Source organism: Streptomyces sp. MBT65 (assembly GCF_016612545.1).
Classification (GTDB): Bacteria; Actinomycetota; Actinomycetes; order Streptomycetales; family Streptomycetaceae; genus Streptomyces.
In genome coordinates, this window is record NZ_JAENRY010000351.1 from 1 (window position 1) to 10,735 (window position 10,735).

General features: G+C 69.6%; 11 protein-coding genes. 3 read left to right on the top strand and 8 right to left on the bottom strand.

The window, feature by feature from the left end; translation table 11 throughout:
• Positions 1–174: 174 nt before the first annotated feature.
• The 3 genes from JHN63_RS43955 to JHN63_RS43965 all read right to left on the bottom strand — a co-directional run bounded on the left by JHN63_RS43955 (position 175) and on the right by JHN63_RS43965 (position 2,521).
• Positions 175–657, bottom strand: a complete 483-nt coding sequence (locus JHN63_RS43955; RefSeq protein ID WP_200690738.1) for a DoxX family protein — start codon at positions 655–657, stop codon at positions 175–177.
• 94 nt (positions 658–751) lie between these two features.
• Complete coding sequence (locus tag JHN63_RS43960; RefSeq protein ID WP_234478605.1) at positions 752–1,459, bottom strand: bifunctional 2-polyprenyl-6-hydroxyphenol methylase/3-demethylubiquinol 3-O-methyltransferase UbiG; 708 nt, start codon at positions 1,457–1,459, stop codon at positions 752–754.
• A 132-nt stretch (positions 1,460–1,591) separates the two neighbouring features.
• The gene (locus JHN63_RS43965; protein ID WP_200690739.1) at positions 1,592–2,521 is read right to left on the bottom strand and encodes an acyltransferase domain-containing protein; all 930 of its coding nucleotides are present in this window, start codon (positions 2,519–2,521) and stop codon (positions 1,592–1,594) included.
• Positions 2,522–2,647: 126 nt separating this feature from the next.
• Here JHN63_RS43965 and JHN63_RS43970 point away from each other — a divergent pair, with 126 nt between their 5' ends.
• Positions 2,648–2,914, top strand: coding sequence for a DUF6343 family protein (locus tag JHN63_RS43970; RefSeq protein ID WP_200690740.1), 267 nt, complete (start codon positions 2,648–2,650; stop codon positions 2,912–2,914).
• 15 nt (positions 2,915–2,929) lie between these two features.
• Here the strand turns inward: JHN63_RS43970 and JHN63_RS43975 are convergent, their stop codons facing one another.
• The 5 genes from JHN63_RS43975 to rpsA form a co-directional block, all read right to left on the bottom strand.
• Complete coding sequence (locus JHN63_RS43975; RefSeq protein WP_200690741.1) at positions 2,930–3,310, bottom strand: tetratricopeptide repeat protein; 381 nt, start codon at positions 3,308–3,310, stop codon at positions 2,930–2,932.
• Between the two features lie 50 nt (positions 3,311–3,360).
• On the bottom strand, positions 3,361–3,981 hold the full coding sequence (gene coaE, locus JHN63_RS43980) for a dephospho-CoA kinase (RefSeq protein WP_200690742.1): 621 nt from the start codon (positions 3,979–3,981) through the stop codon (positions 3,361–3,363).
• 87 nt (positions 3,982–4,068) lie between these two features.
• Positions 4,069–5,007, bottom strand: a complete 939-nt coding sequence (locus tag JHN63_RS43985) for a PAC2 family protein (RefSeq protein WP_200690743.1) — start codon at positions 5,005–5,007, stop codon at positions 4,069–4,071.
• A 135-nt stretch (positions 5,008–5,142) separates the two neighbouring features.
• Positions 5,143–6,735, bottom strand: coding sequence for a flavin monoamine oxidase family protein (locus JHN63_RS43990; RefSeq protein ID WP_374222995.1), 1,593 nt, complete (start codon positions 6,733–6,735; stop codon positions 5,143–5,145).
• 170 nt (positions 6,736–6,905) lie between these two features.
• On the bottom strand, positions 6,906–8,411 hold the full coding sequence (gene rpsA, locus JHN63_RS43995; RefSeq protein WP_200690747.1) for a 30S ribosomal protein S1: 1,506 nt from the start codon (positions 8,409–8,411) through the stop codon (positions 6,906–6,908).
• Positions 8,412–8,804: 393 nt separating this feature from the next.
• Here rpsA and JHN63_RS44000 point away from each other — a divergent pair, with 393 nt between their 5' ends.
• Both JHN63_RS44000 and JHN63_RS44005 read left to right on the top strand, forming a co-directional pair.
• Positions 8,805–9,620: a class I SAM-dependent methyltransferase gene (locus JHN63_RS44000; protein ID WP_200690748.1), complete on the top strand. Its 816-nt coding sequence runs from the start codon at positions 8,805–8,807 to the stop codon at positions 9,618–9,620.
• Positions 9,621–9,712: 92 nt separating this feature from the next.
• A partial coding sequence (locus JHN63_RS44005; protein WP_200690744.1) for a DEAD/DEAH box helicase occupies positions 9,713–10,735 on the top strand: 1,023 nt, incomplete at its 3' end.

The following is a 10,735-nucleotide window of genomic DNA, read 5'->3' on the forward strand; positions in this document are numbered from 1 at the left end:
CTCCCCGGCACCGGCCCCGCCGCCACCCCTCCCGATGCCCACCAGGACCGGGACTCCCACCGCGACGCCCGCCGCCGTACCCGCCGCGACCCGCAACGGTGACCTCCGGCCCGGGTCTCTCGACCCACCGGACGCCACCGTCGCCCTGCCCCGGCTGTAGCCGTACGGCCCGGATCACGCCCGTCGTCGTACCAGGCGCAGCAACTCCCCGTTCTGTCCCCGCCGTGCCCAGGCGATCAAGGCCAGCGGGATGATCAGGATCAGCGGTGTCGCCGCGTTCTCCCCGTGGAACACCGTCATCTGCACGACGAACGCACCCACCATCAGCGCGCTGAGCGCCGTCGCCGCCACCGACTGCAGCAGCGGGACCAACAACGCTACGGCGCCGGCCAGTTCGAGCGCGCCGATCGTGTACATGGCCCCGCTGCCCCAGCCGATCCTGTCGAAGGACTCCACGGCCGACGGGTGCGCTATCAGCTTGGGCAGCGCGCTCGCGATGCCGTAGAAGAGGGCGATCAGCACCTGGAGGACGCGCAGCGCGATCCGGGCGCGGCGACCGCGCGGGGTCGCCGACTCGGCGAGGACGGGGCGGGAGTTCGCGGAGGCCACGGAAGCGGTGGGCGGGGTGGTCGGAGTGGTCGGAGTGGTTGCGGACATGAGGGTCTCCTGTGGGAAGCGGTCCGTGTTGCTGTCACAGGGGTAGACCGGCCCGCGTCCTCGAACTCATCGCCGCCGCACGGGATTTCCGCCGCTAGTCCGCCGCCTCCCCTGCCACCGGCACCGCCCGCACCCATATCCGGTCCGGTGTCAGATAGCTGTCCACTCTCAGTCCCGCCTCCGCCAGCGCCTCCTCGAACTGGTCCTTGGTCAACGGCCGGGCCAGGAACGTCTGGGTCCAGACCGCGTCCGGGAACACATACTCCGCGCGCACCGAGTCGACCCCGTCCCCGACCGGCTCCGCCGACACAATCCGCACGGTGAAGCCACTGGGGTCGACCCGCTCGCGCGGCACGTTCGAGTGGTAGTCCTCGCCCTCGCGCTGGATCAGCACAGAGCCGCCCGCCGCGACATGCCGTACACAGGTCCGCAGCAGTCCGCGCCGTTCCTCCTCGTCCCCGGCGTGCACCAGGAACGACGCGAGCATCACCACGTCGAAGGTCTCGCCCAGATCGAGGTTCTCGATCGGACTGCATATCGTGCGCGCTCCTCGGACCCGCTCCAGCATCTCGGCGGACTCGTCGACCGCCGTGACCGTGAATCCGCGCTCCAGGAGGGGGTGGGTCATCCGCCCCACCCCGCTGCCCAGCTCCAAAATGCGCGCGCCCGCCGGCACCGCCGCCGCGATGATGTCCGGTTCCTCTCCCACGGGGAGCCGCGAGTACAGCTCCACCGCGCAGCCGTCCGGGGTGATCGCCCCGGGTCCTGTCCCCTCGTGCCCCTCACGCATTTCGATTCGCATGCCCGTCCAACGGCCCGTGTCCGTACACCCGTTCCCGACTCGCACTGGTTCACTCGTACGAGCCAATTTCCCTCGACGAGGCAACCGTCGGGTCAGCGAGGCACGGGACGGACCAACGAGGCAACCTTCGGATCAACGAGGAGACTCTCGAAGCGGGAACCACCCGTGCCCGAGGTACCAGTGGCCGCCCGCCCGCAGATGATCCCCGACGGCCCGCTCCACGGACGTACCCCGCGGCAGGCTCTCCGCCCGCTGATCGGGATGGCCGAAGACGAACTGGACCGGCTCGGTGTCGGCCGGCTCCGTGTCCTCGTAGGCCACCCGGAACCGTTCCTGGAAGCGGACGATGTTGGAGTCGGCGGACAGGTACCGCTTCAACTGCGGGTCGAGCAGCCAGGAGTGGCAGGTAGCGACCTCGTGCTGTTCCTCGGGGAAGTGCCGGGCGAAGAACGCGCGGGCCAGGTCCAGCGAGCGGTCGCAGGCGGCCGGGGTGAGCGGTCCCTGGAAGTCGGGGATGTGCAGGTTCAGGGAGGGAGTCCCGGGCGTCGCCTCCAGCCCCGTCGCCATGAGTCCCCGCGCGGTGCGCTCGCCGAGCCGCGCCCGCTCGTACTGCAACCGCCCCAGCTGGTACAGCTCGCCGCGGAAGTGCGGGATGAGCCACTGCGGGATCGGTACCCCTCCCCCGCCGTAGCGTCTGCGGTTGACCGCGATGTTGCGTCCCAGGTCGGCGAGGGTGCGCCGGGAGATGTCGGCGGGGATGTCGCGTTCGCGGTGGTACGCGCGCGTGTAGGGCAGCGCGGCGACGAACACGTACACGGAGAAGTAGGTGCCCATCTCCGGCGGGGCCTCGGGCAGCCGGGCCAGGAACAGCTCGGTGAGCCGGGTCCAGTGGCCGTGCTCTCCGATGTCCTTCACCAGTTCGCCGAGGCACTCCTCCAGGAGTCGCGTCGCGTCGGTGTCCCGCGTCAACACCCGGCGCAGTCGCACCAGTTCGTTGATGTCCTCATGGGGTACGGCGAGGTCGAGCAGGACCTCGGGCAGTTCGTCGGCGTCCGGCAGCACGGTGTGCTTCCCCTCCCTGTGGAGAACTCTCTCTTCAGCACTCTCCGTGGAGCACTCTCTGTCGAGAACTCCCTGTGGAGAACGTCCGGCCCGAAGAGTACGTTTCAAGGAGGAGCGGTGATCCTGATGCGTACAGGCAGTGAGCCCACGACAGCCCGCAGTGCGCTGCGGACGCGGTTCTGGCTGAGCGTGTGGGGGCTGGTCTGGACGATCTTCGGTACGGTCGCGTTCGCGCTCACCGGGCGCCCCGGATGGGCGGCCGCCTGCGCGGTGCTGTGGCTGGTCGTCACGGTCGACATGACCATGATCCTCAGACACATGCGCCAGGGCCCGCACTACCAGCCGGGCCCCGACGTCCCGCCGTACCGACCGCCGGAGCACCGCCACCCCTGACGCGCGGAGGAGGGCCTACCCGTCGAAGCGGGCCGCCTTCAGGTACTGCGGTTGGGGGTCGAGCGCGGCGGCCAGCCGGAAGTGGCGTTTGGCCTGGTCGGCGCGGCCCTGTCGCTCGTAGGTGCGGGCGAGCGCGAAGTGCGCGAAGGCGTTGTCCGGCTCGCGCTCCAGGACGATGGTGAACTCCAGCTCGGCGGGGCGCAGTTGCGCGGCCGCGAAGAAGGCACGCGCGCGCAGCAACCGGGCGGCGGTGTTCTCCGGGTGCGCGTCGATGACACGGTCGAGCAGTTTCACCGCGCCCCGCGGGTCCCGCGCGGCGAGCAGTTGCTCGGCGGCGCGGAAGTCGATGACATGCGTCTCCGGAGTACGTCCGGTCGTTCCGCTGTTCTCGGGCACGGCGAATTCCTTCCCTCACTCGGACGTTTCAACGCCCGGGAAATGGGCCGCTATTCCTGGGGTGGCTCCTGGGGCGCGTGTGCCCTGCGGACGAGTTCGTCCCAGACGTCCCGTACGCGCCGTTCCAGCACCTTCAGGGGTACGTCGTTGTCGATGATGACGTCCGCGATGGCGAGCCGCTTCTCGCGGGTCGCCTGGGCGGCCATACGCGCGCGTGCGTCGTCCTCGGTCATGCCGCGCAGCCGGACCAGCCGGTCGAGCTGGGTCTCGGGGCTCGCGTCGACGACGATCACCAGGTCGTAGAGCGCGCTGAGGGCGTTCTCGGCGAGGAGGGGGACGTCGTGGATCACCACGGCGTCGTCGGCCGCGGCCGTTTCGAGCTCCCGGGAGCGTCGGCCGACGAGGGGGTGCACGATCGCGTTGAGGACGGCCAGCTTCTCGGGGTCGGCGAAGACGATGGAGCCCAGCTTCGGACGGTCCAGGCCGCCGTCCGCGCCGAGCACGTCCTCACCGAAGGCCTCGACGACCGCAGCCAGCCCGGGAGTTCCGGGCGCGACGACCTCGCGCGCGATGCGGTCGGCGTCGATCAGCACGGCGCCGTGTCCCACCAGCAGCCGCGACACTTCACTCTTACCGGCACCGATGCCCCCGGTGAGGCCGACCTTCAGCATGGACCGAAGCCTACGGCCTGTCACCGACAGGGCGTCCGGTGACCGTCGGAGACCGCCCGGGGTCTGCCCCCGGGCGTCGCCCGCACGCTAGTTGTCGCCCTCGCGCTCCGCCAGGAAGCGCTCGAACTCCTGCCCGATCTCGTCCGCCGAGGGGATCTCGACCGGTTCGGCGAGCATGTTGCCGCGACTCTCGGCGCCCGCGGCGGCGTCGTACTGGTGCTCCAGGCCCTGGACGAGTGCCACGAGCTCCTCGTCGCCCTCCTGGATCTGCCGGTCGATCTCGGTCTGGGTGCGGTGGGCCTCGGTGCGCAGGGAGTGCGCGATGGCCGGGAGGACCAGTCCGGTGCCCGCCGTGATGGCCTCCAGGACGGTCAGGGCCGCGTCCGGGTACGGGGAGCGGGCGATGTAGTGCGGGACGTGCGCGGCGACGCCCAGGACGTCGTGACCGGCCTCCATGAGGCGGTACTCGACGAGCGCCTCGGCGCTGCCGGGGACCTGTGCCTCGTCGAAGGGGCTGCGGTGGCCCGGGACGAGGTCGTTGCGGTTGCCGTGCGGGGTGACGCCGACGGGCCGGGTGTGCGGGACGCCCATGGGGATGCCGTGGAAGTTCACCGACAGCCGGACGCCGAGCCGCTCCACGATCTGCTGGACGGCCGCGGCGAAGCGCTCCCACTCCACGTCCGGCTCGGGGCCGGAGAGGAGCAGGAAGGGGGCTCCGGTGGCGTCCTGGACCAGTCGTACGTCGAGGGTGGGCTCCTCGTACTCGGTCCAGCGGTCCCGCTTGAAGGTGAGCAGCGGGCGGCGGGCGCGGTAGTCGACGAGCCGGTCGTGGTCGAAGCTGGCCACGAGCTGATGGGGCAGCGTATCGAGCAGACGTTCGACGATCTGATCGCCTGTCTCGCCCGCGTCGATGTATCCGTCGAAGTGGTAGAGCATGACAAGACCGGCCGACTCCTGTGCGAGCGCCATGTCGACGACTGCCAGGCCCTTCGGCTCCCATGCGTACAAACCCTGCGGATCAAGCACAGTGACCGCTCCTCCTCGTGTTCGTACTGCACAACGCCCTCCAGGGCATGGGCATTCCCGCCCATGCCCCTGATCAGGCACCTCTTACGGGCTTTTCATGCGCCGCTCCCCCGCGTCACCGGGAGAACGGTCACGTCACGAGGACAGCACGCGCGCGTGGAGTGCGGTCACAGCCTTGCGGGCGGAGGAGAACGCGCCGTGCTGCCAGGCGTCGGTGTAGGTGAGCCAGTCGCCGGCGAAGTAGACGCGTCCCGTGGGGTCGTTGAGCGGCTTGTAGCGGACGTCGTCGGGGCCACCGGGGGTGTCGTGCCACGCGGCCTCCAGGTGGGGCGTCTGACGCCAGTGGTGGGAGAAGGACGACGCCAGTTCGGTGCGGTACTTCTCCCCGTAGATCTTCACGCCCGCGGCCACCGCCCGCGCTTCCCGCCCCTTGGGGGTGAGCTTCGCGTAGGAGTCCGCGTTGTCGTCGTAGTTGTAGTACCCGATGAGGACGCCCCGCTCACCGTGGAAGCCGTACGAAGGGTGCCAGATGTGGGTGACGTCCTGGTCGGTCTCGGTGATGCCGCCGTAGATCCGGTGATCGAGTTCCCACCAACGGGACTTGTACTCCAGGCCGATCTTCGCGGCGGACGACGGGGTGATCGCTTCCAGTGCGGTCTGGACGCCGGTGCCGAGGTTGTGCGGGATCTTGGCGAGGATGTTCGGCGGGAGGGCGCCGACGCAGTAGTCGGCCTCGACCACCTTCGTACGACCGCCCTGGGTGTAGGTGACCGAAACACCGCTCCCCTTGTCGGTGATTTTCGAGACGACCGCTCCCGTGCGGATGCGGTGCGCACCGATCGCCCGGGTCAGCGCCTTCGGGATCTGGTCCATGCCGCCCACCGGCTGGAACATCAACATGGCCTGGTCGAAGCCGAATTCGAAGGAGAAGTAGCGGCCGACACCGCTGGCGAGGACCTCGGAGGCGGTGGGTACGTCACCCAGCAGCACACCAGGGGTGCCCGCGGCGGCCGGGACGGTCGAGTACCCGCGGAAGTCACCTCCCTGGTACGTCAGTTTGTCGCCGAGCTCTCCCCAGCCCTTGAGGAACTCGACGAGCCGCTCCTGGTCGGTGGCGGTCAACTCCTTGTCCAGGGCGCCCTTGTCGGTGGCCTTGGCGAGCAACTCGGAGACATAGCCGTAGACATCGGCCTTGGCGGTGCGGTAGCGCTCGGGCTTGGTCATCCCGGCGGACTCGTTGTAGATGTACGCGTCCGCGTTGACGTTGGTGAACACCTGGATGGGGACGCCGAGTTCACGGCAGTAGTCGAGGGTGACCATCCACTGCGGGATCCGCGCGGGACCGCAGTTCATGTAGTGGCCGTCGGCGAAACGGGCGGTCTGCCGGTTGCCGTAGAGGTCGGTCGTCGAATCGCCGCCGCGTACGGTGAAGTTGCGGCCGCCGGTACGGTCCCTGGCCTCCAGGACCGTACAGTCGTAGCCGGCCTTGCCGAGTTCGTACGCCGTGGTCAGTCCGGCGATGCCACCTCCGACGATGACGACCTTGGCCGCACCGCGTCCGGTGAGATGGAAGTCGCCGGCGCTCAGGGCGCGAAAGGGCTGTTCCCGCTGGGCGGCCTGCGCGGTGGGGGCGAGCCCGAGGGCCCCCATGGTGGCGAACATGGTGCCCGCGCCACCGGTGAGACCCACGTTGCGCAGAAAGGCACGTCGGCTCTGGTTCCTTGCCATGGTCCGGATCCCCTTCCCGATCACGAATAACCGGGGCAGCCTCCCAACGACCCATTACGGCACGGCAGTTACTGATGTATCCCACAAGTTTCTGCAGGCCCGGGGAAACGGCTGAGGGGCCGCACCTCGAAAGGTACGGCCCCTCAGTTCAAGAGCTACTGCTCAGGTGATCAGCTCTGGCCGCCGGCCAGCTTCTCACGCAGGGCAGCGAGCGCCTCGTCCGAAGCCAGGGCACCAGACGTGTCCGCACCCTCGGAGGAGTACGAACCGCCGCCGCCACCGGCCGCGGCCGGAGCCGCACCCGGGGTGTCGACACCCTCGGCCGCCGCCTGGGCGTCGGCCTCGCGGGACTTGATGACCTGCGCCTGGTGCTGCTCGAAGCGCTGCTGCGCCTCGGCGTACTGGTGCTCCCACGCCTCCCGCTGGGTCTCGTAGCCCTCGAGCCAGTCGTTGGTCTCGGGGTCGAAGCCCTCGGGGTAGATGTAGTTGCCCTGGTCGTCGTACGACGCGGCCATGCCGTAGAGCGTCGGGTCGAACTCGACCGAGGCCGGGTCGGCACCGAAGGACTCGTTGGCCTGCTTCAGGGACAGCGAGATCCGGCGACGCTCGAGGTCGATGTCGATGACCTTGACGAAGATCTCGTCGTTGACCTGGACGACCTGCTCCGGGATCTCCACGTGGCGCTCGGCCAGCTCGGAGATGTGCACCAGACCCTCGATGCCCTCGTCCACGCGGACGAACGCACCGAACGGAACCAGCTTCGTGACCTTGCCGGGCACGACCTGGCCGATCTGGTGGGTGCGGGCGAACTGCTGCCACGGGTCTTCCTGGGTCGCCTTCAGCGACAGGGAGACGCGCTCGCGGTCCATGTCGACGTCGAGGACCTCGACGGTGACTTCCTGGCCGACCTCGACAACCTCGGAGGGGTGGTCGATGTGCTTCCAGGACAGCTCGGAGACGTGGACCAGACCGTCGACGCCACCCAGGTCCACGAAGGCACCGAAGTTGACGATCGAGGAAACCACGCCGGAGCGGACCTGACCCTTCTGGAGGGTCGTGAGGAACGTCTGGCGGACCTCGGACTGGGTCTGCTCCAGCCAGGCACGGCGGGACAGGACCACGTTGTTGCGGTTCTTGTCCAGCTCGATGATCTTGGCCTCGAGCTCCTTGCCCACGTAGGGCTGGAGGTCGCGGACACGACGCATCTCGACGAGAGAAGCCGGCAGGAAGCCACGGAGGCCGATGTCGAGGATGAGACCACCCTTGACGACCTCGATGACGGTACCGGTGACGATGCCGTCCTCTTCCTTGATCTTCTCGATGGTGCCCCAGGCGCGCTCGTACTGGGCGCGCTTCTTCGAGAGGATCAGGCGGCCTTCCTTGTCCTCCTTCTGGAGAACAAGGGCTTCGATCTCGTCGCCGACCTTGACGACCTCGTTCGGGTCGACGTCGTGCTTGATCGAGAGCTCGCGGCTCGGGATGACACCTTCGGTCTTGTAACCGATGTCGAGCAGGACCTCGTCCCGGTCGACCTTCACGATGACGCCGTCGACGATGTCGCCGTCGTTGAAGTACTTGATCGTCTCGTCGATCGCGGCGAGGAAAGCTTCCTCGTTACCGATGTCGTTGACCGCTACCTGCGGGGTGGTGGCGGTGGTCTCGGTGCTGCTCGTCATGTGGGAAAGGGCTCCGGTACGGACATTGAAGTCGTAGGTACTGCTCACGCCGAGAGCCTTTTTCGCTTCGCTCTGCAGAAGGCCGGACAGCCAAGGAAGCGCCAGTCCAGAACACCAGGGTGTCCTGTTGGCGCCTCGAAAACCGAGGGGACATACATACAGATGCGAGCGCAACCTGCTACGTCTGAGGTGCGCAGGCCCGCAGCGCAACTTGTAGCATACGGGGGCAGCCAGGCAGGGTCAATGCGCGAAGGCGCACACCCGGGGCGGATCGCCGCATACCCGGCACAAAACGTGTCCCGCGAGGCCACGCAGGCCTGAACCACCCCTTCAGTGACGCCGCCGGGGACAGCCGCACCGTAGAGGTGACGGAAGAGTACGACGAGGGAGCCGATCATCCAAGAGCCCGATGCGTTCGAGCCGGAAGCCACCCGACGTGACGCCGACGTCACCGAGAGTTCCCGGGCCAACCGGGGCTGGTGGGACCGGAACGCGGACGACTACCAGGTCGAGCACGGCACGTTCCTCGGCGACGACCGCTTCGTGTGGGGCCCCGAGGGCCTCGACGAGGTGGAGGCCGAACTCCTCGGCCCGCCGGAGGAGCTGAAGGGCAAGGACGTCCTGGAGATCGGCGCCGGCGCGGCCCAGTGCTCGCGCTGGCTCCTCGCCCAGGGCGCCCGCCCGGTGGCCCTGGACCTCTCCCACCGCCAGCTCCAGCACGCGCTGCGGATCGGCGGATCGTTCCCTCTGGTGTGCGCCGACGCGAGCGCGCTGCCCTTCGCGGACGCCTCCTTCGACCTGGTCTGCGCGGCGTACGGGGTGATGCCGTTCGTCGCCGACCCGCTGCTGGTGCTGCGCGAGGTGCGCCGGGTGCTGCGGCCGGGCGGCCGGTTCGTCTTCTCGACCACGCACCCGATCCGCTGGGCGTTCCCCGACGAGCCGGGCCCCGAGGGCCTGACGGTCTCCGCCTCCTACTTCGACCGCACGCCGTACGTCGAACAGGCCGACGACGGAAGCGCGGTCTACGTGGAGCATCACCGGACGCTCGGCGACCGCGTCCGGGACATCGTGGCGGCGGATCTGCGCCTGGTGGACCTGGTCGAGCCGGAGTGGCCGTCCTGGAACACGGCCGAGTGGGGCGGCTGGTCGCCCCTGCGCGGCAACCTCATCCCGGGGACGACGATCTTCGTGTGCGAACGCGACCGGTAGGAACCACCGAGGGACTGGGACCACCGAGGGACTGACGGAACGCGGGCACGCGCGCGTAGAGGTCGTTTCGCACGGCGTACGACACTGGGTGCGTGATCCGCTACGACGCCCTCGACGCGCTGCCCGTCCGCAGCGCCCTGCCCGGACTCGACGCCGCTCTGGAGGCGGGCGGTGCGGCGGTTCTCGTCGCGCCGCCCGGCACCGGCAAGACGACACTGGTCCCGCTCGCGCTGGCCGGGTTGCTCGGCAAGGGGAACGAGGGACCCGCGCGGCGGGTGGTCGTCGCCGAGCCGCGGCGGATCGCGGCGCGGGCGGCGGCCCGGCGCATGGCGTGGCTGCTGGGCGAGAAGGTCGGCGAGAGCGTCGGGTACACCGTGCGCGGCGAGCGGATCGTCGGACGGCACGCACGCGTGGAGGTCGTCACGACCGGAGTGCTGCTCCAACGGCTGCAACGGGACCAGGAGTTGGCGGGCGTCGACGCCGTGATCCTGGACGAGTGCCATGAGCGGCACCTGGACGCGGACACCGTGGCCGCCTTCCTCGTAGACGTACGGGAGACGCTGCGGCCCGAGTTGCGGCTGGTCGCGGCGTCCGCGACCACCGACGCGCAGGGCTGGGCCCGACTGCTGGGCGACGCGCCGGTGGTCGAGGCGGAGGGCGTCGCGTACCCGGTGGAGGTCGTCTGGACGCCTCCGGTGCGTCCCGTACGGCCGCCGCACGGCATGCGCGTGGACCCGGCGCTGCTCACGCACGTGGCAGCGACGGTACGGCGGGCGCTGGGCGAACGGGACGGGGACGTGCTGTGTTTTCTGCCCGGGGTCGGCGAGATCGCGCGCGTGGCGGGGCAGTTGGGCGACCTGGGCGGGGCCGAGCTGCTCCAGGTGCACGGGCGCGCGCCGGCCGCCGTACAGGACGCGGTGCTGTCCCCCGGGACGCGGCGGCGGGTGGTGCTGGCGACGTCCGTGGCGGAGTCGTCGCTGACGGTTCCCGGTGTACGGGTGGTCGTCGACTCGGGGTTGGCGCGGGAGCCGAGGGTCGATCACGCGCGCGGGCTGAGCGCGCTCGCGACGGTACGGGCGTCGCAGGCGGCCGGTCGGCAGCGGGCGGGGCGGGCC

Excerpts from the sequence above, each read along its gene's own strand:
- JHN63_RS43955 (WP_200690738.1), bottom strand. The coding sequence starts at position 657 with ATGTCCGCAACCACTCCGACCACTCCGACCACCCCGCCCACCGCTTCC.
- JHN63_RS43960 (WP_234478605.1), bottom strand. The coding sequence starts at position 1,459 with ATGCGAATCGAAATGCGTGAGGGGCACGAGGGGACAGGACCCGGGGCG.
- JHN63_RS43970 (WP_200690740.1), top strand. The coding sequence starts at position 2,648 with ATGCGTACAGGCAGTGAGCCCACGACAGCCCGCAGTGCGCTGCGGACG.
- coaE (WP_200690742.1), bottom strand. The coding sequence starts at position 3,981 with ATGCTGAAGGTCGGCCTCACCGGGGGCATCGGTGCCGGTAAGAGTGAA.
- JHN63_RS43990 (WP_374222995.1), bottom strand. The coding sequence starts at position 6,735 with ATGGCAAGGAACCAGAGCCGACGTGCCTTTCTGCGCAACGTGGGTCTC.
- rpsA (WP_200690747.1), bottom strand. The coding sequence starts at position 8,411 with ATGACGAGCAGCACCGAGACCACCGCCACCACCCCGCAGGTAGCGGTC.